The sequence below is a fragment of the Staphylococcus nepalensis genome, assembly GCF_002442935.1.
Taxonomy (GTDB): domain Bacteria; phylum Bacillota; class Bacilli; order Staphylococcales; family Staphylococcaceae; genus Staphylococcus; species Staphylococcus nepalensis.
On record NZ_CP017466.1, the window covers coordinates 866,325 to 892,921 of the forward strand.

General features: G+C 33.2%; 26 protein-coding genes. 20 read left to right on the forward strand and 6 right to left on the reverse strand.

Going from position 1 to position 26,597, the window contains the following annotated elements; translation table 11 throughout:
• The first annotated feature begins 212 nt into the window (after positions 1-212).
• From BJG89_RS03790 to BJG89_RS03800, 3 genes are all read left to right on the forward strand, one after another.
• Positions 213-1,283, forward strand: a complete 1,071-nt coding sequence (locus BJG89_RS03790; protein WP_096808631.1) for an NAD/NADP-dependent octopine/nopaline dehydrogenase family protein — start codon at positions 213-215, stop codon at positions 1,281-1,283.
• Between the two features lie 40 nt (positions 1,284-1,323).
• The gene (gene nhaC, locus BJG89_RS03795) at positions 1,324-2,727 is read left to right on the forward strand and encodes a Na+/H+ antiporter NhaC (protein WP_096808632.1); all 1,404 of its coding nucleotides are present in this window, start codon (positions 1,324-1,326) and stop codon (positions 2,725-2,727) included.
• Between the two features lie 287 nt (positions 2,728-3,014).
• Positions 3,015-3,512 (forward strand): hypothetical protein, encoded by a 498-nt coding sequence (locus BJG89_RS03800; protein WP_096808633.1) that lies wholly within the window; start codon positions 3,015-3,017, stop codon positions 3,510-3,512.
• 181 nt (positions 3,513-3,693) lie between these two features.
• Here the strand turns inward: BJG89_RS03800 and BJG89_RS03805 are convergent, their stop codons facing one another.
• Complete coding sequence (locus BJG89_RS03805) at positions 3,694-4,431, reverse strand: CHAP domain-containing protein (RefSeq protein WP_096808634.1); 738 nt, start codon at positions 4,429-4,431, stop codon at positions 3,694-3,696.
• Positions 4,432-4,934: 503 nt separating this feature from the next.
• Here BJG89_RS03805 and BJG89_RS03810 point away from each other — a divergent pair.
• The 4 genes from BJG89_RS03810 to BJG89_RS03825 all read left to right on the forward strand — a co-directional run bounded on the left by BJG89_RS03810 (position 4,935) and on the right by BJG89_RS03825 (position 8,486).
• On the forward strand, positions 4,935-5,987 hold the full coding sequence (locus BJG89_RS03810) for an LLM class flavin-dependent oxidoreductase (protein ID WP_096808635.1): 1,053 nt from the start codon (positions 4,935-4,937) through the stop codon (positions 5,985-5,987).
• Positions 5,988-6,002: 15 nt separating this feature from the next.
• Complete coding sequence (locus tag BJG89_RS03815) at positions 6,003-6,362, forward strand: DoxX family protein (RefSeq protein WP_096808636.1); 360 nt, start codon at positions 6,003-6,005, stop codon at positions 6,360-6,362.
• Between the two features lie 519 nt (positions 6,363-6,881).
• The gene (locus tag BJG89_RS03820; protein ID WP_096808637.1) at positions 6,882-7,226 is read left to right on the forward strand and encodes a transcriptional regulator, SarA/Rot family; all 345 of its coding nucleotides are present in this window, start codon (positions 6,882-6,884) and stop codon (positions 7,224-7,226) included.
• A 177-nt stretch (positions 7,227-7,403) separates the two neighbouring features.
• Positions 7,404-8,486, forward strand: a complete 1,083-nt coding sequence (locus tag BJG89_RS03825) for a PTS sugar transporter subunit IIC (protein WP_096808638.1) — start codon at positions 7,404-7,406, stop codon at positions 8,484-8,486.
• Positions 8,487-8,649: 163 nt separating this feature from the next.
• On the opposite strand, the gene BJG89_RS03830 is transcribed toward BJG89_RS03825, so the two are convergent.
• From BJG89_RS03830 to BJG89_RS03845, 4 genes are all read right to left on the reverse strand, one after another.
• Positions 8,650-9,351, reverse strand: a complete 702-nt coding sequence (locus tag BJG89_RS03830) for an amino acid ABC transporter permease (protein WP_096808639.1) — start codon at positions 9,349-9,351, stop codon at positions 8,650-8,652.
• Between the two features lie 13 nt (positions 9,352-9,364).
• The gene (locus BJG89_RS03835) at positions 9,365-10,051 is read right to left on the reverse strand and encodes an amino acid ABC transporter permease (RefSeq protein WP_096808640.1); all 687 of its coding nucleotides are present in this window, start codon (positions 10,049-10,051) and stop codon (positions 9,365-9,367) included.
• Positions 10,048-10,830: an amino acid ABC transporter substrate-binding protein gene (locus tag BJG89_RS03840; protein ID WP_369970492.1), complete on the reverse strand. Its 783-nt coding sequence runs from the start codon at positions 10,828-10,830 to the stop codon at positions 10,048-10,050. The genes BJG89_RS03835 and BJG89_RS03840 overlap by 4 nt, the downstream gene beginning before the upstream one ends.
• Positions 10,831-10,898: 68 nt before the next feature.
• Positions 10,899-11,648 carry an amino acid ABC transporter ATP-binding protein gene (locus tag BJG89_RS03845; RefSeq protein WP_096808642.1) on the reverse strand — a complete coding sequence of 250 codons (750 nt, stop codon included), beginning with the start codon at positions 11,646-11,648 and terminating at the stop codon, positions 10,899-10,901.
• Between the two features lie 151 nt (positions 11,649-11,799).
• Between BJG89_RS03845 and BJG89_RS03850 the strand changes: the two genes are divergently transcribed.
• The 4 genes from BJG89_RS03850 (at position 11,800) to BJG89_RS03865 (ending at position 15,975) form a co-directional block, all read left to right on the forward strand.
• On the forward strand, positions 11,800-12,951 hold the full coding sequence (locus BJG89_RS03850) for an acyl-CoA dehydrogenase family protein (RefSeq protein ID WP_096808643.1): 1,152 nt from the start codon (positions 11,800-11,802) through the stop codon (positions 12,949-12,951).
• 457 nt (positions 12,952-13,408) lie between these two features.
• Complete coding sequence (locus tag BJG89_RS03855; protein WP_096808644.1) at positions 13,409-14,326, forward strand: ABC transporter substrate-binding protein; 918 nt, start codon at positions 13,409-13,411, stop codon at positions 14,324-14,326.
• 322 nt (positions 14,327-14,648) lie between these two features.
• A complete protein-coding gene (locus BJG89_RS03860; RefSeq protein WP_096808645.1) occupies positions 14,649-15,197 on the forward strand; it encodes a biotin transporter BioY in 549 nt (182 codons plus the stop codon).
• A gap of 28 nt (positions 15,198-15,225) precedes the next feature.
• Complete coding sequence (locus BJG89_RS03865; RefSeq protein WP_096808646.1) at positions 15,226-15,975, forward strand: GNAT family N-acetyltransferase; 750 nt, start codon at positions 15,226-15,228, stop codon at positions 15,973-15,975.
• 146 nt (positions 15,976-16,121) lie between these two features.
• Here BJG89_RS03865 and fdhD read toward each other — a convergent pair whose 3' ends face one another.
• Positions 16,122-16,922 (reverse strand): formate dehydrogenase accessory sulfurtransferase FdhD, encoded by an 801-nt coding sequence (fdhD, locus tag BJG89_RS03870; RefSeq protein ID WP_096808647.1) that lies wholly within the window; start codon positions 16,920-16,922, stop codon positions 16,122-16,124.
• Between the two features lie 309 nt (positions 16,923-17,231).
• Between fdhD and BJG89_RS03875 the strand changes: the two genes are divergently transcribed.
• The 9 genes from BJG89_RS03875 to BJG89_RS03915 all read left to right on the forward strand — a co-directional run bounded on the left by BJG89_RS03875 (position 17,232) and on the right by BJG89_RS03915 (position 26,587).
• The gene (locus BJG89_RS03875; RefSeq protein ID WP_096808648.1) at positions 17,232-18,257 is read left to right on the forward strand and encodes a LacI family DNA-binding transcriptional regulator; all 1,026 of its coding nucleotides are present in this window, start codon (positions 17,232-17,234) and stop codon (positions 18,255-18,257) included.
• Between the two features lie 90 nt (positions 18,258-18,347).
• Positions 18,348-19,508: a galactokinase gene (locus tag BJG89_RS03880; protein WP_096808649.1), complete on the forward strand. Its 1,161-nt coding sequence runs from the start codon at positions 18,348-18,350 to the stop codon at positions 19,506-19,508.
• Positions 19,509-19,539: 31 nt separating this feature from the next.
• Positions 19,540-20,532, forward strand: a complete 993-nt coding sequence (gene galE / locus BJG89_RS03885) for a UDP-glucose 4-epimerase GalE (protein WP_096808650.1) — start codon at positions 19,540-19,542, stop codon at positions 20,530-20,532.
• A 3-nt stretch (positions 20,533-20,535) separates the two neighbouring features.
• On the forward strand, positions 20,536-22,026 hold the full coding sequence (gene galT, locus BJG89_RS03890) for a UDP-glucose--hexose-1-phosphate uridylyltransferase (RefSeq protein ID WP_096808651.1): 1,491 nt from the start codon (positions 20,536-20,538) through the stop codon (positions 22,024-22,026).
• A gap of 114 nt (positions 22,027-22,140) precedes the next feature.
• Positions 22,141-22,917, forward strand: coding sequence for a molybdate ABC transporter substrate-binding protein (gene modA, locus BJG89_RS03895; RefSeq protein ID WP_096811199.1), 777 nt, complete (start codon positions 22,141-22,143; stop codon positions 22,915-22,917).
• A gap of 12 nt (positions 22,918-22,929) precedes the next feature.
• Entirely contained in the window at positions 22,930-23,601 is a 672-nt protein-coding gene (gene modB, locus BJG89_RS03900) for a molybdate ABC transporter permease subunit (RefSeq protein WP_096808652.1), read from the forward strand.
• Positions 23,601-24,206 carry an ATP-binding cassette domain-containing protein gene (locus BJG89_RS03905; RefSeq protein WP_096808653.1) on the forward strand — a complete coding sequence of 202 codons (606 nt, stop codon included), beginning with the start codon at positions 23,601-23,603 and terminating at the stop codon, positions 24,204-24,206. The genes modB and BJG89_RS03905 overlap by 1 nt, the downstream gene beginning before the upstream one ends.
• A 230-nt stretch (positions 24,207-24,436) precedes the next feature.
• The gene (locus BJG89_RS03910; protein WP_096808654.1) at positions 24,437-25,267 is read left to right on the forward strand and encodes an MBL fold metallo-hydrolase; all 831 of its coding nucleotides are present in this window, start codon (positions 24,437-24,439) and stop codon (positions 25,265-25,267) included.
• A 315-nt stretch (positions 25,268-25,582) separates the two neighbouring features.
• Positions 25,583-26,587 carry a ThiF family adenylyltransferase gene (locus tag BJG89_RS03915; protein ID WP_096808655.1) on the forward strand — a complete coding sequence of 335 codons (1,005 nt, stop codon included), beginning with the start codon at positions 25,583-25,585 and terminating at the stop codon, positions 26,585-26,587.
• Positions 26,588-26,597: the final 10 nt, after the last annotated feature.

The window sequence follows — 26,597 nt, forward strand, 5'->3', positions numbered from 1 at the left end:
ACATCATTTGAAAAAAATTATAAATTTTTTGGATAGGACTATATACAGCGTTATTATCCTGTTAAAATATAGAAATGCTATAAAGCAATGCGTTACTTTTAATGATAACTTAAATAGGTTGAAGGCCAGTGTTTATTCTTTTTCTTAATAGGTTATACATGAGAGTAATGTTTAATAAAAAATACACAATGTTTAGAGAAAGAAGGGTGTTTATGAAGATAGCTATTGTAGGATCAGGGAATGGTGCTGTTACTGCAGCATTAGATATGATTACCAAAGGACATGAAGTCAAATTATACTGTAGAAACCAGTCTATAGATAAATTTGATAAAGCAATAGAACAAGGTGGTTTTACATTCAGTAATGAAGGCGAAGAGAGCTTCGTACAATTTACTGATATCAGTGATGATATGGAATATGTACTTGAGGACGCCGAAGTCATTCAAGTTGTAATACCATCATCGTTTATTGAGCATTATGCACATACAATGGCACCGTTTATCACAGAAGACCAACTTATATTCTTCAATATCGCTGCTGCTATGGGCTCTATTCGTTTTATGAATGTATTAGAGGATATGCAAATTGAAGTTATGCCTAAATTTGCAGAAGTAAATACGTTAACTTACGGCACGCGTGTAGATTTTGAAGAAGCACGTGTGGATTTATCTTTAAACGTTAGAAAAGTGCATTTCTCAACGTATGATAAGGAAGAGCTAAGCGATAGCTTTGATAAAATAGAAACATTATATCCATACATCGTCAAAGAAGAAAGTCTTTGGAAAACAAATTTAGAAAATGGTAACCCTGAAGTACATCCGGGTCCAACACTATTAAACGTAGGTAGAATTGATTATGCAGATGAATTTGCACTGTATGAAGAGGGGATAACAAAACATACAGTACGTTTATTACATGCAGTAGAGTTAGAGCGACTAACCTTGGGGCGAAAATTAGGTTTTGAATTATCATCTGCTAAAGAAGCACGTATTGAACGTGGCTATTTAGAAAGACAGGATGAAGATGAACCGTTAAATCGTTTGTTTAACACAAGTCCTGTCTTTTCCCAAATTAAAGGACCTAACCATGTAAAAAATCGTTATTTAACAGAAGATATCGCATATGGTTTAGTATTATGGTCTAGCTTAGGACGAGAAATTGACGTGCCTACGCCTAATATAGACGCCATCGTGGTCATTGCATCAACTATTTTAGAACGCGATTTCTTTGAAGAAGGATTAACAATTGATGAGTTAGGAAAAGATAAGTTAGGATTGCACTAGTCAAAAACGCATCCATTTATATAGATAAGGGGAAATGTGTATGAAAAGACAACCAACTTTTTTAGAATCAATTTCAACGATTTTGGTAATGATTGTTATTGTAATTACAGGATTTGTTGTTTTTGATATTCCTATCCAAGCGTTACTTATTCTTTCTTCAGCATATGCCGCAATCATTGCGAGACGCGTTGGTTTGAAATGGAAAGATTTAGAAGAAGGCATTACTAACCGTTTAGCAACAGCAATGCCTGCGATATTTATTATTCTATCAGTGGGTATTATTGTAGGCACTTGGATGTATTCAGGAACAGTGCCTGCATTAATATATTATGGTTTAGAATTTTTAAACCCTAACTTATTTTTAGTATCGGCATTTATCATAGCTGCAATTACTTCTGTTGCTACCGGAACTGCTTGGGGATCAGCTTCTACGGCAGGCATAGCGCTAATGGCAATTGGTTCGCAATTAAATATCCCAGCTGGTATGGCTGCAGGTGCAATTATTGCTGGCGCAGTATTTGGTGATAAGATGTCGCCGTTATCAGATACGACTAATTTAGCAGCCCTAGTTACAAAAGTGAATATTTTTTCTCATATAAGAGCGATGATATGGACTACAGTACCAGCATCAATTATCGGGTTAATCGTATGGTACTTTGCTGGGCTACAATTCAAAGGCAGTGTCAACACGTCTCAAGTGAATGCCATGCTTAAAGAGTTATCGACAATTTATAACATTAACTTTTTTGTGTGGCTACCATTAATTATTATTATAGTATGTTTGTTATTTAAAATTTCTACAGTGCCATCGATGTTAATATCAAGCATTAGTGCGATAATCATCGGCACTTTCAACAATGGATTTAATATGACTGATGGCTTCAAGGCTACTTTTGATGGCTTTAATCAAAGTATGGTACCACATTTAGATAATTCACTTTCTGATAAGGCTGTCAGCTTAATAGAACAAGGCGGCATGATGAGCATGACTGAAATTGTGGTCACTATTTTTTGTGGTTACGCCTTTGCAGGTATTGTAGAAAGAGCAGGATGTCTAGACGTTATATTGAATAAAATATCTAGCAATATTAACTCAGTTGGCACATTAATTCTTGCAACTGTATTAGGTGGGTTAATGATGGTGCTAGCTGCAGGCGTTGCTTCTGTTGTCATTATTATGGTAGGCGTATTAATGATGGATATGTATAATAAGATGGGAATAGACCGTTCGAATCTATCAAGGACGCTAGAAGATTCAGGTACAATGATTATTCCGCTTATACCTTGGGGTACTTCAGGTATCTATTATACACAACAATTAGGCGTGTCTGTTGATCAATTCTTTATATGGACTGTACCTTGTTATTTATGTGTTTTATTCGCGATTTTCTATGGTTTTACTGGTATTGGTATTAAACGCGCTAAAGTTAACCATGAATCATAGTAAGCATCATGAGCAAAGCTAAAAAATTGAATTATTCTTTACATTAAAAGGGTAAAAAATCTGAGATGAAATTGAACAGATATCAAAACTTAGAAATAAAATAAAGGCACTTTCGTTAAATTCATATTCAACTGAATTTATACGGAGGTGTTTTTTTAATGAAGCGGGCTGCGCTTTTGTATTAGCAATAAAAAATAAACATTTGTTCATTTAAAAATTAAAGCGAGAGTAATAATAATATGTTTACCAGTTAGATAAAAAGGATAAAGTATGGATGAGGTGATTCCGTGTTGTATCTAGTAATTATTGTAGCGATATTGCTAATAGGATTGGGAATTCATCAATATTTCAATATAGGTAAAGATTTTAAATATCCTTCTATTATCTATTTTATAATCGGTTTTATATTGTATATTGTAGCGATGATACAGTATAGAACCGATTTGTTTGAAAAACCAACTATTATACATGAAATATTACTTACTACGATATTTGGTTTGATTTTATATTGGGTCAATTCTCATCGTAATAAGACAAAAGATACTATATGTTACACAATAATGATTGTGGTTTTAACCTTGTTGTTAGCGATGGTACCTGTATCATCAACAGTGGTTATATCAATACAAGAATTGCTTGTTGCAAGAATGGCATTGAGTATTATATTACTTGCTTTTGGCGTCTATGTTATCTATAAGCAAGTGAAAGATAAAGTATCAGAAAGTTTTCCATTACTTTACTTACTTGCTTTTATCTATTGGATAAGCCTAGCATATTGGTTATAAATAAAGAAGCATCAACTCACGAAATAATAAGTGAGTTGATGCTTTTTTATGAAATCAAATAAAAAACAGGATAAAAGCTTTCTATTTTTATTAGGGCTTTGTTGCTGGTTAGCAATCTACTATGCATACAAAAAAATCCTGGAACATTGTTTCGTGTCCCAGGATATATAAACTATTTTAATTAGTGAATGTAGTTATAGCTTGAAGCTTGGCTAGCTGAAATAGTACGTGAAGTAACAACACCAGGGCCTTGACCATAGTTCATTTCAGAAACTTGGATTGAACCGTCACTGTTAACATTTTCAACGTATGCTACGTGTCCCATAGCTCCAGTTGATGATTGTAAAATTGAACCTTGAGAAGGTGAATTGTTTACAGTATAACCAGAAGCAGCAGCAGCGCTTGCCCAATTATTTGCATTACCCCAAGTTGAACCAATTTTACCGCCTACTTTATCAAATACATAATAAGTACATTGTCCAGCAGTATATAAATTATTTGAAGAGCCTGAAGTATTTGAAATTGAACTTGATGAACTTGATGGTGCACTAGTTGTAGTTACTTGGATGTTGCGGTCTGAAGTAGCGTTTGAAGCAGCACCACCGCCACCTGTTGTGTTGTTGTTCGCCGTATATGATTGAGTTGAAGTACCATATGTAGAACCATAAGTGTTATTTTGACCACTATTTGTATTACCAGTATAGTTTGAATGAGCTTGATCAGCTTGGCTTGGATTCCAGTTACCTTGCCAAGTATAGTGGTAATCACCTTGTTGATCTATAGTATATGAATAGCTATAAGAAGTAGGGTCATTTGGGTTATAACCATTGTTATTTTCAGCAGCATCTGCTTCGTTTTGCGCAAATGCAAATGTAGCGATTCCTGCAGTAGCGATTGTAGCTGTAGCGATTTTTTTCATTGTAAAATATCCTCCTAATAATGATAAAGCTTTTAAATTTATTATCTCAGTCTCTAATGACGTTGTTTATAGTATGTTTAGTTTTTTTCGTTGTTTTAACGACAAGCATTACTCTATCAGAAATTTGTCGTTTTGTGTGCAATGTTATCGTTTTGTAATTTATCTCTAATAATTATGGGGGATATGTAACAAAATAAGGGGTGATTATTTTACGTCTTAAGGCTGTAGCCATGGCGTTTTAAGGTGAATTCAGTGTAATATTGCTTTCTAATTTATTACAAAGCTGTAAAATAACAGAAAATTACAAATGTTATTTAATGCTAACAATTAGTTATTTAAAATTTAAATTAATTACTTTATTTTGATACTATTTCATATATAAAGAATTGGGGTTAATCAAGATTGACGTATTTTGATTTTGCTAAACATTAATATTGACACCGAATAGAAAAGCTTTTAATATAATAGGTATAAAAAATATACTTGGTAAGCGAGGTGAATATATGAAGGTAGAAATTGGTTTGACATCATTTGCAGATAATAGTGATATATATACTGATAAAGGTAAAGCACCTGCAATTAGTAACGCCCAAAGGATTAGGAATATTATTGAAGAAATTGAAGTTGCTGATGATTATGGCCTTAACGTTTATGGTCTAGGTGAACACCATCGACCTGATTATGCTGTATCTGACCCAGTTACTGTATTAGCAGCAGCAGCTAGACATACAAAGAACATTAAGTTGAGCAGTGCCGTTACTGTATTATCTTCAGATGACCCAGTCAGAGTTTATGAACGTTTTTCTACATTAAATGCGGTATCTAATGGGCGAGCTGAAATAATGGTTGGGCGAGGCTCATTTATAGAATCATTTCCATTGTTTGGTTATAACTTAAATGATTATGAACAACTTTTTAATGAAAAAATTGATTTATTAATGCAAATGAATCAAAATGAAATTGTGAATTGGGATGGTCATCTTAGACCAAGTATACAGAATTTAGGCATTTACCCTAGGGTTGAGCATGGTTCATTACCCATTTCAATCGCAACAGGTGGCACACCTGAATCGTCATTGAAAGCAGGAGCACTTGGTTTACCGATAACTTATGCTATAATTGGCGGGGACCCAAAAAGATTTCAAAGAAATATTGAGATGTATAAGTCAATAGCTGAATCTTATGGTCATGATGTCAATAAATTAACTGTTGCAACACATTCATGGGGATATATTGCTGAGACAGATGAACAAGCGTTTCGGGAATTTTTCCCATCAGTCAAAGCAAGTCACGATGTATTGGCCAAAGAACGAGGTTGGCCTTTATACAATGAAAATAGTTTTGCACGTGAAGCAGGGCCAAATGGTGCATTATATGTAGGTAGTCCAGAAACAGTAGCAAATAAAATCATTGATACGATTGAAACGTTAGGTTTATCACGCTTTATGTTGCATACCCCTGTAGGATCCATGCCACACGAAAACACAATTCGTACAATTAAATTATTGGCTGAGCGGGTAAAACCTGTTGTAGATAAATATTTTGAAAACAAATAGAAGGAGATTAAAGTAATGATATTACGTTATTTAACAAACTTAAAATTAGCAAAAGAATTATACGGAGCTGCAAAACCAAAGTTAAAAGGTGATCAATCAATGAAAGATACCTTTACTGATGTGTTTAGTTTACCTTCAAATGCGGTACCGTTAGCAGGCGCAGTTGAAACATTAAGTGCTGTATTTTTCGTATTAAGCTTTGCAAGTAAAAGATTATCACGTATTGGTTCACTATTAACAATTTCAGTTCTTGGTGTTGCAGCATATAAACATTTTGAAGCAGGCCATGGTAAAGCTGGCGCAAAACATGCATTAGACTTGTCTGGTATGGCAGCACTAAGCTTCTTAGACACTTTAGATTGTAAAAAGAAATAATTACTTCGCATGATATTTAACTTTATGATGTAAAATCATTTATATTTGAATAAAATAAATAAAAATGTGCAGATAACTATAACCTTTTTAAGAGCTTGGGATATTTAATTTTATATCTCAAGTTTTTTTATAATATTAAAAATAAATGATCATAATTAGATATAGAAATATAATATTGATCCAACTATAGTCGACAATACGATTTTCTAACAACTATGTTTTTTAGAAAAATTGGAATTTTAATTCACCCACGATTACTTTATCTGTAAGTATTATGTTCACGAATCATTTTAGAATTGAAAATGCAATAAAAATCATTTCTTATTAATAAAAAGGATGTATGAGGTACTAAATTTTGAAAATAAAAAATAAAATTAAAAAAATAGTAGTAAATCATAACATTTTTCATAGTTACTTATATTGAATTAAATAGCATGAATAGGATAAAATTATGTTACAAATAGATAAGAAAACTTTCGTGTATATTAACAACAAGAAAAAACATAAGGAGCGGTTTTTATGAAAACGATAAAGGAATTAAATGAATTAATCTCATTATATCAACAAGGAAAAACATTTTTTAAGCAGACTAAAAAGCACCACAAATTAAACTATGAAGAAGTATTTATTTTAAATTATCTACATGAATGTAATTCAAGTGAAGTTACAGCGAAAGAAATCGCCCAACATTCTGAGTTAAAACCTTATTACTTAACGAAAGCATTACAAAAGTTAATTAAAATGGAGTATTTAAGTAAAAAGAGAAGCGACATAGATGAACGGACAGTGGTCGTTTACATAAATGAAAAGCAACGTAAAAGGATTGAATCAATCATTAGAACATTACAATCATACTTAAAATAAAATATGGATATGTTCAAAAATAGCCGTGTAACATATATAAAAAATGAATATTCTGAATAGTGTAAATTTATTTGAAAAATTATATATTGATATAAAATATGATTTGAGTAAAATATAAATTATGATATACTAATATTTGTTAAATGAAAGCGCATACAAATAACGGAAGGTGTTTTTATGAATTTACTTTTAGGGGTTATATTTTTAGGTATCGTATTATGTTTGTTTACACTATTTACAAGTAAAGCACCAAATGGTGGTAAAGCAATGGGCGCCCTCGCGAATGCAGCAATTGCTTCATTTTTAGTAGAAGCTTTTCATAAGTATGTTGGTGGGGATCTATTAGGTATTCCTTTTTTAGGACAGCTGGGTGATGCAGCTGGAAGTTTAGGTGGGGTTGCTGCAGCTGGACTAGTAGCGTTAGCGATGGGTGTTTCGCCGGTGTACGCATTTGTTATTGCAGTTGCGTGCGGTAACATGGACTTACTACCAGGTTTTGTAGCAGGATACATAGCAAGTTTTGGCATGAAATGGATAGAACAAAAATTTCCAGATGGTTTAGATTTAATAGGTTCAATTATTATTATTGCTCCTATTACAAGAATAATCGCAGTAGGCGTAGCGCCTGTAGTAGATGCGACGTTATTGCAAATTGGGAATATTATTAAAGAATCTACAACTTCGAGTCCTATTTTAATGGGGATAGTGCTTGGTGGCATTATAACAGTAGTAGCAACTGCGCCATTGAGTTCTATGGCACTCACCGCTTTGTTAGGGTTAACTGGCACACCCATGGCAATTGGAGCTTTAGCTGTTTTTGGATCATCATTTATGAATTTTGTTTTATTTAAGCGTATGAAATTTGGAGATCGTAAAACAACAATTTCTGTAGCTATTGAGCCGTTATCACAAGCAGATATTGTTACGGCAAATCCTATTCCTGTTTATCTTACGAACTTTATGGGTGGCGCAGTATCCGGTGTCATTATAGCTATGTTTGGTTTAGTTAACGAAGCAACTGGTACAGCTACACCTATTGCTGGTTTGATGGTTATGTTTGGTTTCAATAATGCGTTGACTGTCGTTCTTGTTGCATCCTTATGTGCTACTGGAAGCGCCATTTGTGGATATATAGGATCTATTGTATTTAAAAATTACCCGATTATTACTAAAGATGAATTACAAAGTGGCTCAATGCCGAAAAAAGTTAAAAATTATTATAAAAGAAAAAAACAGTATGCTGAACACTTAGCAATGTAGTGATTTAAGAGTGAAATATAATGAATGTCGTAGATGTTAGGGTATGGTGTGTAACTGATTCAATTTAAAAATAAATTGGTTGCCATTTTTAGAATGAAGTACATATAAAAAAGAACAGAACGGAAATCTCGTTGATAAAATGAAATTTCCGTTCTGTTCTTTTTTATGCTGAAGTTTTAGTGAACATATAAGCTGATGTGCGGTTTTCTATTTTTGAAAACACCAATTCTAACAAAATAGCAAGTAACCAATAAAATATTGCGGCAACACTATATACTGTTATAAAGCGATAACCTTCATTAGCGATAACATGGCTGACAGCCATGATTTCAGTAACTTGAACAGCAAACGCTAATGAAGTACCTTTGATAAGCATGATAAATTGATTTTCAATATTTGGAAGGGCGTAATTAAATGCTTGTGGCAATATAATTTCTTTATAGGTTCTTAATGTTGAAAGACCTACTGTTTGAGCAGCCTCAATTTGATCATTAGCAACGGATTGTAAACCGCCTTTGATAGATTCTGATAAATAAGCAACAGCATGTAAAGAAAAAACAATAAACGCGATGATTAGCGGCGAGAAAACATCAGGATTTATTGCAAAACCAAATTGTTCATTGGACCACATAATGAGCTTTGGCACCCCATAATACATCATAAATAATTGAACAATGAGCGGTGTGCTTCTAAAAAATGAATTATATATAACGATAAGTTGAGAGAGTATGGGTACATTTTTAGTTCGAATAAACGCGAATAGTGTTCCAATAATCAGCCCGACAATCATTGCTATAAGGGAAATCATTATTGTGTTTGGTACACCTTTAAGGACTTCTAATATTGTATAAATAATAAATGGCAAAATGTTTTCCTCCTTAAACGCTATAAGGTTTTTGGGCTCGTTTGTTAATCAGAGCAAATGTACTTTGGATTATCAGTGCAATGGACCAGTAAATTATTGATATCACGACGTATACTTCTAGCATACCTAACCCATAGTTATTCCCAATAATTAATTTAACTTGCCCCATCATGTCTATAATTCCAATAGTAAATGCTAGCGATGTATCTTTTAATAGTTCAATGATTTGGGTTGTTAAATTTGGAATACTATTACGTAAAGCTTGAGGTATAATGATTTCCTTTAAAATACGAGGATAAGATAATCCAACTGAAAGACCCGCTTCAATTTGACTGTAATCTACAGATTGATATCCCGCTCTTATAATTTCAGATAGATAAGCCCCTGTATGTAAGGTAAACGCTAAAATCACGAAAAATAATCTGCTGAAGTGGTTTATATCAATTTGTATGATTAATAGTAGTTGTGGCAATGCAAAATATGCCAAAAAAAGTTGCAAGATTAAAGGCGTACTGCGAATAAAAGATAGATAGACTCGAACGATTGTTGAGAGTATCTTAATCTTTTTGATACGAATACTTGCTAGCACAAAGCCGAGTATAAGCGCAAATACAAAAGAAAGTACAAATATTAATAGAGTCAAAGGTAATTGTTGTAAAACTTGCCCAAATAAAGAAAGCCAATTTACAGGTTCATTCATGATTGTACCTCCAATTTATCTTTTTGCTTATTGATTTCATCTAAATCATCAAATACATTAATATCGAAATATTTTTTAGAAAGTTTTTGTAATTCACCTGTGTTTTTAAGTTCTTGTGTAGCTTGATCGATATCGTCATGTAATTTTTGATGTTTTTTGTTGTAGACAATATGCAATGGTTCTTTTTTTACGATGCCGCCAATTTTAACGTCAGCGCCGATTTGTTTCTGTATTGCGTTGTATGTGTTCCAATTTAAAAATATGGCATCGCGCCTAGCATCACTTATCATTTTTAAATTGTCACCATTGGAAGGTTCTTGGATGGTATCAATATTAATCTTTGAAGTATGTGATTTATTATATTGAGATAATATAGAATACAAACCCCCACTTGGTGCCATCGGAGTTAATTTTTTACCCGGTAAATCGTTTAGCGAATGTATATCAGCATTATTTTTATTAACAACAATTAAAGGTAAAGCGTAACTATAAGGGACATCTTGATAAAGAAATTGTTGTTCTCGTTCAGGTGTCTTAAAAAACCAATTAATGCCCATATCAAACTTCCCAGCGCCAATACCGACTAAATTTGACTCTTCTTCACCAACTTCATATTTAAATTGATACTGAGGTAACTTCTTTTCTAAGCGTTTTAAATAATCGATATCTAACCCTGTAAATTCATTATGTTCATCTGTATATAAATATGGCGGGTTCACTTCTGCAGATATAGCTACTTTAATTTCTTTTTTACTTTTTTGATTATCGGATTCTTCCATTTTATTACACCCGCTTAACAGCATTGTAATAAAAACCCCAATAACTAGAAGAAAGTATTTATTGTGGTTCATGTTAATTCACGCTCCGTTTCTACGGTATTTAAGAAACGGTTTATCCTTTTAGAATCAGAGGATTCTAAAACGGTTTGAGGTGAACCTTCCTTTAATATTTCACCTTCATCTATAAATAAAATTTGATCGGCAATTGCTTTAGCAAATTGAATTTCATGTGTGACGATGACCATTGTCATACCTTCTTGTGCAATGGATTTGATGAGTGACAAAACACCTTGAATTGATTCAGGGTCAAGTGCAGATGTAGGTTCATCTAAAAGTAATACTTTTGGATTGAGTGCTAAAGCGCGAATAATACCGATGCGTTGGCTTTGGCCACCTGATAATTGAGAAGGATATTTATCCTTTTGATTTAATAAATTAAAACGTTCTAAATAAGAAATAGCTACTTCATTTGCTTGTTTATTTGGCATTTTTTTACCATGTATCAACCCTACAGTAATGTTTTCCAGAATAGTTTTGTTTTTAAATAAATTATAGTTTTGAAAAACCATAGCGGAGTTTTTTCGGAGTTGGGAAATCTCTTTTTTGGAATGCTTATCACCCACAAATGTTTTGTTGCCAATTTGGATGGTGCCCGATTTTGGTATAGCTAATGCATTTAATGTTCTAAGGAGCGTTGTTTTACCTGAACCGCTTGGACCTATAATAGCTGTCACAGTACCTTTGTTTTGCGAAAAGCTCACATCATTAAGTATGGTATTGTCTTTATATTTATGTATTAAATGTTTTACTGAAATCATTTTTTACCCCCTAGACTATCAATAAATACAAAGTATCACAATAAACCCTATCGGTAAAGTAAGGATTTATTGTTTGGAAGGCTTTCTTTCGTTATAAGCGAGTGTTACACTAAGTTTAAATAAAGGAAAGGCTAAAAAAGAGGTGGACATAGTGAATTATTCTGCATTAATACATACGAGTATTCAAAAGAAATGGATAGAAAAATTCAATACGGTCAAAGAACAATTTAAAGAAAAAGCTGATTATAACGATAAACATTCACGTTTTCCATATGAAAATATTGATTGGTTGGTCAAAGAAGGCTATACATTATTAACATTGCCTAAAGCTTATGGTGGGGAAGGTGCGACTGTCGAAGATATGGTAGTGCTACAAACCTATTTAGGAGCTATTGATGGTGCTACAGCACTTTCAATAGGTTGGCATCTTAGCGTCGTTGGACAATTATATGAGCAGCAAGCTTGGGAACAAGACATGTTAGATCGCTTTGCAATCTCTGTGAAACATGGTGCTTTGGTTAATAGAGCTATCAGTGAAGCAGAAACAGGAAGTCCAACGCGTGGCGCTAGACCGGCTACTAATGCAGTTAAAAAGGACGATGGTTTTGTGATGAATGGTGTTAAGACTTTCACTTCAATGAGTAAAAGATTGAGCCATTTTATTGTCAGTGCATATTATGAAGAAATAGATAAAGTAGGTTTCTTCTTGATATCAGAAAACACGCCAGGTGTTGAAATTGCAGATAATTGGAATATGGTAGGTATGCGTGCTACTGAAAGTCATGATTTAATTTTAAATGATGTTTTTATTCCAGAAGAAAATTTTGTTGAAATTAGAGGGGCAGGCGGAAAAAAACCGAATGGATGGATTTTACATATTCCTAGTACCTATTTAGGGATTGCTCAAGCAGCAAGAGATTATGCAATTGATTTTGCTAAGAATTATAGCCCGGCAAGTATAGAGGGGGCCATTGGTGATATACCAACTGTCCAACAAAATATCGGTAAAATGGAATCATTATTACTATCAGCCCGTCATTTTTTATGGAGCACGGCCGCACTATACAATCATGAGCAAGATGAGCCGGTTTGGAATGAAACGTCAGCTAGTAAAGTATTAGTTATGAATCAAGGGCTAGAAGTGATTGATATTGCAATGCGTATTGTTGGCGCTAAAAGCTTAGAAATGGAACGTCCATTGCAACGTTATTATAGAGATATGCGTGCTGGGTTGCATAATCCGCCGATGGAAGATATGGCTTATACTAATATATCTAAATCACTGATGGGATTGTTTGATTAGCTATTGTACATTGGAACCAATTTGATACCATTTGTATTTTACTTGTCAGAAACTTCATAGCTTTATGTTTTTGCCTATATAATGACGAGTATAAATATTAAATAGTTATGTGGTATCAAAATAATGAATTAAATCGATGGGTTATTTCTATATGATTATATTAATATAGAAGGCAAAGTTGTACAAATTCATTGTATTAGGTGGTGCCTTTTGATAGTCAAGGCGACGGTTTGTGATACGAAAGCTTACCGTGGTCTAGAGATACCAAAGCATTTTGAATTAAAATTAAAATTAAAAGATAATCGGTTTATGTTTGAATGAGCCTTCCTAAAAACCTAGGAGGCTTATTTTTTAACTTTAAAATTAGTAAAAATTTTCATATTTTACTATTGTTAAAAAAGACTAAGCATTATATAATTCAATGGTATTGATAATCATTTTCAATGGAGGGAACATTATGAAAAAATTATTATTTTCAATTATCGCACTTGTTTTAGTATTAGCTGCTTGCGGGAATAAGTCAGAAAACGACACTGATAATAAAAAAGAAGAGACGAAATCTTACACTTTAGATAGTGGTAAGAAAATTGATATACCAAAAGACCCTAAACGTATTGCAGTTGTCGCGCCAACGTATGCTGGTGGCATTAAATACTTAGGTGGTAATATAGTTGCAGTAAACGAACAAGTTGATAGTAGTAAGATTTTAAAAGATAAATTTAAAGGCGTAGAAAAAATTGGGGAAAATGATGTTGAAAAAGTAGCAAAAACGAAACCAGATTTGATTGTAGTTTATTCTAATGATAAAAATATCAAAAAGTATAAAAAAATTGCGCCGACCGTAGCTTATGACTATGGTAAACATAAATATTTAGATCAACAACAAGAGTTAGGTAAGCTACTTGGAAAAGAAGATAAAGTAAAAGAATGGGAAGATAAATGGAAAGCACAAACTGAAAAAGATGGAAAAGAAATTAAAGATAAAATTGGGGAAGATGCCACAGTCTCAATTTTTGATGAGTTTGATAAAAAACTTTATACTTATGGTCCTAACTGGGGTCGCGGCGGTGAAGTGATGTATCAAGCATTCGGTTTGAAAGCACCTGAGAAATTGACTGAATTAGTTAAAAAAGAAGGATGGGCTGAAGTGAAACAAGAAAAACTTGCTGACTATGCAGGTGATTATATTGTTTCAACTAGTGAAGGCAAATCAGAACCAGGTTATAAAAAAACAGATCTTTGGAAAAATTTACCGGCTGTTCAAAATGATAGAGTTATAGAGGTAAAAGCAGAAACATACTGGTACAATGATCCATATACCTTAGAATTTATGAGAAAAGATTTAAAAGAGAAATTTTTAAATCTAAATTCATAAGCCCACTCTTAAAAGACCAAGGTGCAAATAATCATTTGAAAATTTGAATGATATCAAACAATATTTTGAATAAATCTAAAATATTGTTAGCCGTTAGTTAATAAGAAGTGATTTTATATTAAGTTTTTGTACAGGGCGTTAGCTTATGTATTTCTTTTTCTAGTTGATCACCATTGGCGGGATAACGAAATCTTTTAAAAAATGAGATTTCATTATCTCGCTTTTTTGGATTAAAATGAAATGACGCGCCATTAATGTAAACTTTTTATTTTATATAGTTTACATTAATGGTATAATTTTCATCATCAAAGGAGGTTTGATGATGTCAACAAAATATTTAGTTTATACGGCACTAATGACAGCAATTATTGCAATATTAGGCTTTATACCTGCTATACCACTGCCTATTATGCCTGTACCAATTGTGCTACAAAATATTGGTATATTTTTAGCTGCTATTTTATTAGGACGTAAATATGGGACATTAAGTATTATTGTATTGCTATTGTTAGTGGCTACGGGTCTTCCGTTACTATCAGGCGGTCGAGGCGGTATTGGTGTGTTTGCTGGACCATCAGCAGGCTTTTTATTTATGTACCCAGTAATTACATACCTTATTGGACTTGTAAGAGACTTATATTTTAAAAAAATTAATTTTGTTGTATTATTAATTACAACTATAGTGATAGGCGTAGTTTTATTAGATATTGGAGGTACGCTGTTAATGGGAATTATGACGAACATACCAATGTCTAAATCTGTGTTGCTTTCTTTTGTATTTATGCCAGCAGATATTATTAAAGCTGTGATAGCTAGTTTTATAGGTAATATCATGTTAAATCATAGTCAATTTAAGCAACTACTTAAGTAATTATTATGAGTAAGGGGGCAAGGTAGTTATGAATATATCTTTAAATGATATTTTTCAACCCGGGGATATTTATGATAATGATTGGTATAAATCAATTTATTTAACGCCAACTACCCCTTTAGTATTTGATGCCAATAAGTGGGTATATAAACAAATGCCTTCGATTTACCAGTGGAAAATGGATATTGCTACACAGACACATATGCATAAACAGCAAAATTCTAATCATTTAACTTTTACTTTTCCTGAAAATGTTGAATTGGATCAACAATGGATAGCATTGATTAACAATGAACAATTTGAATTGGGGTTAATGGAGTTATATGCGATTGAGCCACAACAATTTAAAGGTCATGCAGATGACGAAGTGAAAGTGGCATTTGTAGATGAAACAACGCTAGAGGATTATATTAGTGTTTATAGGCAATTCGCAGCACCATATGGTGAAGGCTACGTTGAAGAAAGCACGCGGATGATTCAAAATCACTTTAATGATGATGCCAAGACGCGTCTTATCGCTTACAAACATGGGCAACCAGCTGGTATATTAGATTTGATTGTGACAGAAGATACAGTGGAAATCGACGGCTTTTGTGTATTAGAATGTTACCAAAGACAAGGTGTTGGTAGCGTTATGCAAAGCGTTGTAGCAAAGTTAGCTAACCGAAGACCAATCATTTTGATTGCTGATGGAGAAGATAGTGCAAAAGATATGTATGTTAAACAAGGCTATGTATACATAAGCTTTTGTTATCATATTGTAAAAGAACATATTTAAGAGAAGTCGAAAAACACAGTTTATATCATTGTTGAAGATGCGTCGCTTGGTATGTAAAAGTATCAATCTTCGTGCGCTTTTCTCAGTTCCGGTAGTTTCAGCGGGATAACGAAATCATTTAAAAAATGAAATCGTTGTCCCGCTTTTTAATTAGTTTTTGTTGCAGTAATACGCTCTGGATGACTGTAAACATTAAAGTTGCCATCACGAATAAAACCAATTGCAGTAATATTTAAATCTTGGGCAAGCGATACTGCTAATGTGGTTGGAGCAGATTTAGATAAAATAACGCCAACGCCAATCTTAGCAGCTTTAATAAGTATTTCAGAAGATATACGACCACTAAATATGAGCACTTTATCACGGATAGGTATATGGTGCTGAATGCAATAACCATAAAGTTTATCTAGTGCATTATGTCTACCAATATCTTGTCTATGTTCGAAAAAAGCTTCACCATCACTAATAGCAGCATTATGAAGACCGCCGGTTTGTTTGAAAATTTTACTTGCACTTTGTAAACGTGTCATCATATTGAGTACTTGAGACGGGATTAAAGTGATTTTTGACATAGATGTTTTAGCTATTGCCGCATCATTTTGAAAATAAAATTCACGACTTTTACCACAACACGAGGCAATCATCCGCTTAGTTGAGTATTCAAAACGTTCATTGAGTGATTTAGTTAATTCAACATGAGCGAACCCTTTACTATCGTCTATTTGAATTGATTTTAAATCATTATTTTTTAAAATAGCACCTTCTGATGCTAAAAATCCTAGGACCAGTTCTTCCATATGATTTGGACTACAAATGACCGTAGCAAATTCTTCTCCGTTGACCATGATGGTTAATGGGAATTCTGTGACATAATGGTCAGTCGTCTCTATAAGATTACCATTTTCATATCGTACAATATGCTGATTTGTTAAAACGTCTTCATTCATATTATTCATCCCCCAATTCATATTCACTTATTTATTTTAGCGCATTTCGAGTTGCAAAAAAAATAAACAGTTTCAATATGCGTAGGACATAAAATATTTTAAAAGGCGACAATATCCCGTAAAGATGAACATGTTTTTTATTCCATTTTTTTGTTCCTAGTAATCTTGATAACATCTGTTAAAAAAATATTTTAAAAGAAGACTAATTTGTACTACTCTGAACTAATTTAACTACAATAAATATATTTGCTATATAGGATGCATAGAAGTAAACTTATAGTAAACAAATATAAAGAGGTGAAAAGCTAAATGGCTAGCATCAGAGACATTGCGCGCGAAGCGGAAGTGAGCCCTGGCACAGTATCACGTGTATTAAATAACGATCCTACATTATCTGTAGCAGAAAAAACACGACGAAGAATTCATGAAACCGCTGAAAATTTACAATATAAAAAAATGGAAAGAAAAAATAAAAGTATTCAAATTATTACTTATGCTTCACGTGCAAAAGAAATGTCTGATCCATATTACAGAGAAATTAGGTTAGCAATTGAAGCGGAGGTTAAACGATTAAATTTATCGTTAAAGAGAACGCTACGTATTGATGGGGAATATGATGATATAGATATAACTAAAATAGCGAAAGCAGGAGCTATTATTGTAGTAGGGAACTTTTCGTCCGAATCAATTTTAGAACTACAGAAATATAACCATAACATTGTGGTCATTAATAACCCTAATACGCCTAAATCTATAGACGCAGTATATTCAGATTTATATGATTCCATGCTGCAATTATTAAATGATATTGATAACACAGGATTAAATCATATTGTTTATGTAGGTGGCACACACACGATCAAAAACTTGGAAGGTTTGCCAACTTCAAATAATACACAAATTGAAGACGTAAGGTTTAAAGCTTTTACGGAATGGTGTAAAAAACGCCAAATAATAAGTGAATCATTGCTTAACGGTTGGAATAAAGAGGACGGTGTAAATGCAGTAAAAGAATTATTGAAAACAAATCATTTACCTCAAGTGTTTATTGCTGGTAACGACATGGTTGCAATCGGCATATTACAGCAACTACAAGCAGAAAAAATCACTTTACCAGATGACGTTAAATTGATTAGTTTTAATGATTTGGAAATTATTCAATATGCAGTCCCTTCTATCAGCAGCGTACATATACCTATAAATGAGTACGGAAGAATCGCAGTAAGAATGGCAGAAGAAAGAATAAATAATACAAGACAAATTGCTATTCATGTCATTGCAGAAGCACAATTAAAAGAACGTGCTACATTTAAAGTAAAAAACAAAGCACATTGACAAAACATTTAGTAAACAAGTAAACTTTATTTAAGTTTACTACCATGAATTGTATTTTTTATATCGTCTTTAAAAAGGAGTGGGATTATTATGATAGAAGCAATGCGCAATAAGTTTAAAGATTTATTTGATGTGCAAGCTGAAGTAAGTGCGTTTGCACCTGGGCGTATTAATTTAATTGGTGAACACACAGATTATAACGGAGGGTATGTGTTCCCAGCAGCAATTGAATTAGGGACATACGGTTTAGCTGCTAGACGAAACGATAAATTGATTCGTCTATATTCTAATAATTTTGAAAATATTGGCATGATAACTTTAGATTTAGATAACTTGGTTTTTGAGAAGGACGATGACTGGGCAAACTACCCTAAAGGGGTCATAAAATATTTAAAAGAATCTTTTCCTGGTATAAACCAAGGCTTTGATATCTTGGTGGAGGGGAATATACCGAATGGTGCAAGTCTTTCGTCATCAGCCTCTATTGAACTATTAACAGGTTGGTTGATAAAAGCATTATTTAATTTGGATTTAGAGCGACTAGAACTTATTAAAATAGGACAACGTACAGAAAATCATTTTATGGGTGTTAACTCTGGTATTATGGATCAATTTATTATTGGAATGGGTAAATCAGAACATGCTATTTTATTAGATACAGCAACATTAGAATATGATTTTGTTCCCGCCAAATTTGGTGATTATGTCATATCAATTATGAATACAAATAAACGACGTTCATTAACTGAAAGTAAATATAATGAACGTAGAAGTGAGTGCGAATCTGCATTGGCATCATTACAGCAAGAACTAAATATTCAGTCTTTAGGTGAGTTAACAATGGATCAATTTGAAATGTATCAAATGCTGATTAAGGATGAAGTACAACGGCGAAGAGCGAGACATGCTGTTTCAGAGAATGAACGTACTAAACTTGCACATCAAGCATTATCCGACAACGACTTTGAAAAATTTGGTCAGTTATTAAATGATTCACATACATCATTGAAAAACGATTATGAAGTAACAGGCATGGAACTCGATACGCTAGCTGAAACAGCACAACAAGTTGAAGGCGTGTTAGGAGCAAGAATGACTGGTGCAGGTTTTGCAGGATGTGCGATTGCGTTAGTACACAAAAAACAAATCAAAGCATTAGAAGATGAAGTTTCCAAAAAATACTTGGCAAAAATAGGTTATGAACCATCATTTTATCATGTAGGTATCAGTGATGGCGTTAAAACTATATAAACACAAAATATAAATTAGAAAGGATTTTTTTATGTCTGTATTAGTATTAGGTGGCGCAGGTTACATTGGAAGTCATGCAGTAGATCAGTTAATCAATCGAGGTTACGATGTTGTAGTTGTAGATAACTTGGGAACTGGTCATAGAGCAGCTGTGCATAATGAGGCAAAATTTTATGAGGGCGATATACGTGATAAGGCATTCTTAGAAAGTGTATTTGGAAATGAAGATATTGAAGGCGTTTTTCATTTCTGTGCTTATTCATTAGTTGGAGAATCTGTTGGAAAACCACTAGCATATTTTAATAATAATGTTTATGGTTTGCAGGTGCTATTAGAAGTAATGTACGACCATCATGTAGCACATATTGTTTTCTCATCAACAGCAGCTGTCTACGGAGAACCAGATGCTGTACCAATTACAGAAGACGATTCTAAAACACCTACGAGCCCTTATGGCGAAAGTAAATTAATGATGGAAAAAATGATGCACTGGAGCCACGAAGCTTATGGTGTTAATTATGCAGCATTACGTTATTTTAATGTGGCAGGTGCAAAAGAAAATGGCGTGATCGGTGAAGATCATAGACCAGAAACACACTTAATCCCAATCGTATTGCAAGTTGCACTGGGTCAAAGAGAAGAACTGACGATTTTCGGCGATGATTATGATACAGAAGATGGATCTTGTATACGCGATTACTTACATGTTGTAGACTTAATTGACGCGCATATTTTAGCATTTCAACATTTGAAAAATGGCGGAAAATCTGGAGCTTTTAATTTAGGAAGTAGCCAAGGTTATTCTGTATTTGAAATTTTAGAAGCTGCAAGAAAAGTAACAAATAAACCAATCAACGCTGTTGTTGGCGAAAGAAGAGCAGGCGATCCAAGTAAACTTGTTGCATCAAGTAATAAAGCGCAACAAATATTGGGTTGGAAACCTAAACATGACGATATTCACGATATTATCGGTTCAGCGTGGCAATGGCATGAAAAACATCCAAACGGATATCAGGAGGTATAATGCATGTTATTGAATCAACATTCTGTGCAGTTATTTGTTTCATATGCTACCACATATGGTGATTATGAAAAGGAAGATGCCATTTATATTCAAAACAGGTTGATCAGTATTTTAAATGCATCTGGTATAGACGACACAGCGTCACCTAAATTTAGCCCAAACGCTACAGCCAATGCTATTGCGCAAGACTGGATTCAAGAAGCAATAAAAGCAAACTGTATTGATGACGCATTGTATAATAAAGAAATTATTGAGGCTCAGATTTTAGATTTAATTACACCGCGACCATCTGTGGTTAACGATCAATTTAATGAATTGTACAAGCGAAACGCAAAAGAAGCTACCGATTATTTTTATAATATTACGAAACGTAATCATTACGTAAAAGAAGATGCTATAGCAAATAACATCCATTTTGACGTATCAAATGAGTATGGTGATCTTGAAATAACTATTAATCTATCTAAACCCGAAAAAGATGCAAAGCAAATCGCTAAAGCTAAAGAGGCGCCTTCAACAGACTATCCTAAATGTGCATTATGTTTAGAAAATGAAGGATTTAAAGGCTCTGTTTTGCAAGCAGCAAGAACAAATCATCGTATAGTGAGACTGAATTTAGGAGATGAGCAATGGGGATTTCAATATTCACCTTATGCTTATTTTAAAGAGCATAGTATCGTTCTATCAAAAGAGCATGTGCCAATGAATATTGATAAACAAACATTTGTGCAATTATTGGATTTTGTAGACAAATTTCCACATTATTTTATTGGTTCTAACGCGGACATACCGTTAGTTGGTGGGTCGATTCTTACGCATAACCATTATCAATCTGGCAGACATACCTTTCCCATGGATAATGCTAAAGAACTTCAAAACTTTAAATTGGTACAGTTTACAAACGTAGAAGCATCTACATTACATTGGCCAATGAGTGTGATACGCCTCAAAAGTACTAATAAAGAAAACTTAATAGAAGCAGCAGAATGTATTAGGCTCGCATGGAATAATTATTCAGATGAAAGTGTAGCAATCAGAGCATATAGTGATGAAGGTGACCGTCACCACACTGTCACACCTATTGCACGTTTTAGACATGGTCAGTATGAACTGGATGTTGTTTTAAGGGACAACCAGACATCAGAAACTTACCCTGATGGCATATTCCATCCTCATAAAGATGTACAACATATAAAAAAAGAGAATATCGGACTGATAGAAGTCATGGGTACAGCTATTCTACCTGGACGATTGAAAACAGAACTGCAAGAAGTTAAGGCTTTTTTATTAGGAAATCATCAGCAATCATTAGGCGCGCACCAGACATGGGCTGAAGAAATGAAAGCAAACTATGATATTAATGAAAAAAATGTCGATGAAATCATCGAAAAAGAAGTTGGACATAAATTCAAACGTGTACTAGAAGATGCAGGCGTATTTAAAAATACGTCACAGGGTCAAGAGGCGTTTGAGCGTTTTATTGAAACTTTATAATAATAAATAATCATATAAAGAGCGATACAAGGTAATTTCTACTTACGTATCTGCTCTTTTTTTTTGAAATGAATAAGCATATAATTAAAAGAAATAGGAGGAGATTAAATGCAAATAAAAGGTAAATATATCATTTTTGCATGTGTTATGATGTGTCTCATGATAGCAGGATGTTCCAATACTGAAGGTAATCATGATGAGCCAAAATCTAATAGCAACGATGCCAAACACGAACTACATATTGCAGCCGCAGCTAGTTTGACGGATGCAACTAAAGATTTAGAAAAAGCGTTCAAAAAAGAGCATAAAGATGCACATATTACATTTAATTATGGTGGATCAGGTGCTTTAAGACAACAAATAGAAAAGGGGGCGCCTGTTGATGTTTTTATGTCTGCGAATACAAAAGATGTTGATGCTTTAGGAGAAAAAGCTCAAAATAAATATCAATATGCCAAAAATACTTTAGTATTAATTGGCGCTGAAGATAGCGACTATCAAAGCGTGAAAGATTTAAAAGATGATGATAAGTTAGCTATTGGTGAAGTTAAGTCAGTTCCTGCAGGGAAATATGCTGAGCAATATTTAAAAGATAATCAACTTTTTAATGATGTAAAACCGCATTTAGTTTTTGCAAAAGACGTGCGACAAGTATTGAATTATGTAGAAAAAGGCAATGCTCAATTAGGGTATGTTTATAAAACAGATTTATACCAAAGTCAGCAAAATGGAAAAAGTAAAGTGAAAGAAATTGAAACTGCAAACCTAAAAAATCCAATTACATATAAATCAGCTACAACTTCAGATAAAAACTTAGCTAAAGAATGGGTTAAGTTCTTAAAAACAGACGAAGCAAAAGAAATTTTAAAAAAATATAAATTCAATGCTTAGGAGGTCTTATAAATGCCAGATGTCACACCATTTTGGATATCGTTAAGAGTAGCAATTATTAGTACGATCATCGTTACAATTTTAGGTATTGTTATATCAAGATGGTTGTATAAACGTCATGGTTTTATTGCTAGATTACTAGAAAGTATGATTGTTTTACCCATTGTTTTACCTCCGACAGTTATGGGATTTATCTTATTAATAGTGTTTTCTCCACGAAGTATAATTGGTTCATTTTTTACGGATATATTACATTTGCCAGTCGTATTTACATTAACTGGAGCAGTGTTGGCGTCGATTATCGTTAGTTTCCCATTAATGTATCAGCATACTGTACAAGGCTTCCGGAGTATTGATAACAAGATGTTGAATACGGCTAGAACAATGGGGGCAAGTGAGCGGAAAATATTTTTTGAAATTATTCTTCCATTGTCTAAAAGACCTATATTATCAGGCATCATGATGAGTTTTGCGCGTGCAATAGGTGAATTTGGTGCTACGTTAATGGTGGCGGGATATATTCCTAATAAAACTAATACATTACCATTAGAGATATATTTCTTAGTGGAACAAGGAAAAGAGAATCAAGCATGGCTCTGGGTATTAGTGTTGGTAGCATTTGCTGTAACTGTAATCGGTACAATTAATGTGTTAAATAAAGATGTTTATCGAGAGGTGCGTTAATGTTAACAATAGATTTAAAGCATTTACTAAATCAAACACAACTCCGAATTAAAATTGAAGATACTGAACCTAAAATTTATGCAATTAAGGGCCCTTCAGGCATCGGTAAAACGACAATATTAAATATGCTAGCAGGTTTACGAAAACCAGATCAAGCCCTAATAAGCATAAATAATCATACTCTGACAGACACAATCAATCATATTGATGTGAAAATTCAAAATCGTAATATAGGTTATCTATTTCAAGATTATCAGTTATTTCCGCATATGAACGTCTTTCAAAATATTACATTTATGGCAGAACCTTCTGATCATATTGATACTTTAATTACTCAATTAAATATTGAACATTTGAAAACTAAATTTCCAATTCGGCTCTCGGGCGGTGAATCTCAACGTGTAGCGTTAGCTAGAACACTAAGTACTAAACCAGATTTAATATTATTAGACGAGCCATTTTCTAGTTTAGATGATACGACTAAAGAAGAAAGCATTTCACTCGTTAAACGCATTTTTAAGTTATGGCAAATTCCAATCATTTTTGTTACGCATTCTAATTATGAAGCAGCACGGCTAGCACATGAAGTTATCAATATCGAGTGATATTATAGTGTGAAGTTTAAAATGATATTATGTATAAAAATTGGAAATAAATGGTATGTGAAGCCATGTCTATAAATAACTTTTAAAATATAGCTTCTATTTAAAAAGGTGGGAATTAAAATCAAATCTAAATTTGGTTTTGTTTCTGCTCTTTTTAGATTAGAAGTTTGAATATTGGTGTGATAAGTGTATATAATAAGCATAATTTTATAGCAAGGAGACCTTTTATAATGATTGTAGAATTTTTAAGAACTGCTGGAGGTGGGCCTTCACTTTTTGATTCAGTTTCACAACATAAAGATGTGCCTATACGAACCAGCCCTGGTCTTTTTATTCACGATTTGAAACTTTTAATTGATAGTTCAGAAGATATATTTTATCAGTTAAGACAAGCAAAAATAGCCGATATTAAATATGGTATATATTCGCATTGGCATCCAGATCATACAATGGGTCTTAGAATTTGGGAAACACTTAATTTTGATTTTGTGAACACAATACCCCAATCGAAAGTCACAACAATATATTTAACATCGCAAGAAGTAGAAGATTTTAAAACATATTTTGGGCATTGGAATCATTTGTTGTATTTACAACAAATAGGGGTTGTTGAATTAAAAATTGTAAGTAATAATGCAAAGATTACGATTAAAGATACAACGATTGAATGGATTCAATTATCAGAAAAAATTGCTTTTGGTTTTTATATAACTACACCTACCAAACGACTACTCATAATCCCAGATGAATTCAAAGGTTTTCAACCGATTAATAAAGTAAAGGATGTAGATGTAGCTATCTTACCTTTTGGTAGTAACGAAGTAAACCCTGTTACAAAAGAGCGAATTCATGAGGAAGGTATGTTAAGTACATTAGGCGAAGCTACGTTTGAAGAATGTGTGGAAATTGCTAAAAACATCAACGCTAAACATACATATTTCACGCATATTGAAGCAACAGAAAGTTTAACTCAATTACAAGCGAAAAAATTAGAACGACAGTTAAGCGAAGCGGGGATCTCATCGACAATTGCTTATGACGGTTTGAAAATTAAAGTTTGAAGTGATAACAGTGAAAATGATTAAGCATAAACCAGCATTTAATCTTTCTAATCAGACACCGTTGTAATTCTAAGAAAGATCAGATTGGGCAAACAAATACAATCATTTAAATACTTGTAGAAGCACTACTAATCTACATAATATTTTAATAACTAAGTACTGGTGCTAGTTTATGATTGCATTAGAGACACATTAATCTAATTTAATTTAAACATAGGGAATACGCTCGTTTTTCGAATAATGCACTCAAACCGTTGTTACAAAGTAATCCAAGATTTATAATAGAAATAATGACGCAAAGTGAGGGATGTCATCGTGAATGAAGCACGTTATTCAAGACAGATGTTATTTAAACATATAGGTTCTAATGGGCAAGAAAAAATTATGAATGCGCATGTATTAATTGTGGGGATGGGTGCTCTAGGTACACATCTTGCTGAAGGTTTAGCGAGAGCTGGTGTAGGTGAGTTAACGATAGTAGATAGAGACTATATTGAATATAGTAATTTGCAACGACAAACAATGTTTACAGAAATGGATGCACAAGAGCGCTTACCTAAAGTAATTGCTGCCGAGCGTAATTTAATGGCAATACGTCAAGATTTGAAGTTAAATCCATATATTGAACATGTAGATAGACTATTTTTAGAAACATATGCTCAAGATGTACAACTTATTTTAGACGCAACGGATAATTTTGAAACAAGACAATTGGTTAATGATTTTGCTTATAAAGCGACTATTCCTTGGATTTATGGTGGTGTGGTACAGAGCACTTATGTAGAAGCTACATTTATACCTGATAAAACGCCTTGTTTCAATTGTCTAATGCCACAATTACCAGTCATTAATATGACTTGCGATACTGTCGGGGTCATCCAACCTGCAGTTACTATGACAACAAGTTTGCAATTACGAGATGCGCTAAAGATATTGATTGGTGAAGCAACCACGCCAAAATTGACGTACGGAGATATTTGGGAAGGTACGCATTTTACATTTGGCTTTACTAAACTTTATAATGCATCATGCCCAACTTGTGGCTCCCAGCCTACCTACCCACACCTCAATGCGACTGAAAGACAGTTTGCAAGTTTATGTGGGAGAGATACAGTACAGTATGAGAATTCAGATATTTCCCAGGAAATGTTGGAAACGTTTTTAATACACCAAGCTATACCTTATAAACGTAATCCATATATGTTACATTTTGAATATAAAAAGCACAGAATTGTTAGCTTTAAAGGTGGTAGAATGTTGATTCACGGTATGACCAAACCACAACAAGCTATTAACTTAATTAATCAATTATTTGGGTAGAGGTGAGGCA

What these genes read in the sequence shown, in the direction of transcription:
- BJG89_RS03790 (WP_096808631.1), top strand. Translation starts at nt 213, where the DNA reads ATGAAGATAGCTATTGTAGGATCAGGGAATGGTGCTGTTACTGCAGCA.
- nhaC (WP_096808632.1), top strand. Translation starts at nt 1,324, where the DNA reads ATGAAAAGACAACCAACTTTTTTAGAATCAATTTCAACGATTTTGGTA.
- BJG89_RS03805 (WP_096808634.1), bottom strand. Translation starts at nt 4,431, where the DNA reads ATGAAAAAAATCGCTACAGCTACAATCGCTACTGCAGGAATCGCTACA.
- BJG89_RS03810 (WP_096808635.1), top strand. Translation starts at nt 4,935, where the DNA reads ATGAAGGTAGAAATTGGTTTGACATCATTTGCAGATAATAGTGATATA.
- BJG89_RS03815 (WP_096808636.1), top strand. Translation starts at nt 6,003, where the DNA reads ATGATATTACGTTATTTAACAAACTTAAAATTAGCAAAAGAATTATAC.
- BJG89_RS03820 (WP_096808637.1), top strand. Translation starts at nt 6,882, where the DNA reads ATGAAAACGATAAAGGAATTAAATGAATTAATCTCATTATATCAACAA.
- BJG89_RS03825 (WP_096808638.1), top strand. Translation starts at nt 7,404, where the DNA reads ATGAATTTACTTTTAGGGGTTATATTTTTAGGTATCGTATTATGTTTG.
- BJG89_RS03835 (WP_096808640.1), bottom strand. Translation starts at nt 10,051, where the DNA reads ATGAATGAACCTGTAAATTGGCTTTCTTTATTTGGGCAAGTTTTACAA.
- BJG89_RS03840 (WP_369970492.1), bottom strand. Translation starts at nt 10,830, where the DNA reads ATGGAAGAATCCGATAATCAAAAAAGTAAAAAAGAAATTAAAGTAGCT.
- BJG89_RS03845 (WP_096808642.1), bottom strand. Translation starts at nt 11,648, where the DNA reads ATGATTTCAGTAAAACATTTAATACATAAATATAAAGACAATACCATA.
- BJG89_RS03855 (WP_096808644.1), top strand. Translation starts at nt 13,409, where the DNA reads ATGAAAAAATTATTATTTTCAATTATCGCACTTGTTTTAGTATTAGCT.
- BJG89_RS03860 (WP_096808645.1), top strand. Translation starts at nt 14,649, where the DNA reads ATGTCAACAAAATATTTAGTTTATACGGCACTAATGACAGCAATTATT.
- BJG89_RS03865 (WP_096808646.1), top strand. Translation starts at nt 15,226, where the DNA reads ATGAATATATCTTTAAATGATATTTTTCAACCCGGGGATATTTATGAT.
- fdhD (WP_096808647.1), bottom strand. Translation starts at nt 16,922, where the DNA reads ATGAATGAAGACGTTTTAACAAATCAGCATATTGTACGATATGAAAAT.
- BJG89_RS03875 (WP_096808648.1), top strand. Translation starts at nt 17,232, where the DNA reads ATGGCTAGCATCAGAGACATTGCGCGCGAAGCGGAAGTGAGCCCTGGC.
- BJG89_RS03880 (WP_096808649.1), top strand. Translation starts at nt 18,348, where the DNA reads ATGATAGAAGCAATGCGCAATAAGTTTAAAGATTTATTTGATGTGCAA.
- galE (WP_096808650.1), top strand. Translation starts at nt 19,540, where the DNA reads ATGTCTGTATTAGTATTAGGTGGCGCAGGTTACATTGGAAGTCATGCA.
- galT (WP_096808651.1), top strand. Translation starts at nt 20,536, where the DNA reads ATGTTATTGAATCAACATTCTGTGCAGTTATTTGTTTCATATGCTACC.
- modB (WP_096808652.1), top strand. Translation starts at nt 22,930, where the DNA reads ATGCCAGATGTCACACCATTTTGGATATCGTTAAGAGTAGCAATTATT.
- BJG89_RS03905 (WP_096808653.1), top strand. Translation starts at nt 23,601, where the DNA reads ATGTTAACAATAGATTTAAAGCATTTACTAAATCAAACACAACTCCGA.
- BJG89_RS03910 (WP_096808654.1), top strand. Translation starts at nt 24,437, where the DNA reads ATGATTGTAGAATTTTTAAGAACTGCTGGAGGTGGGCCTTCACTTTTT.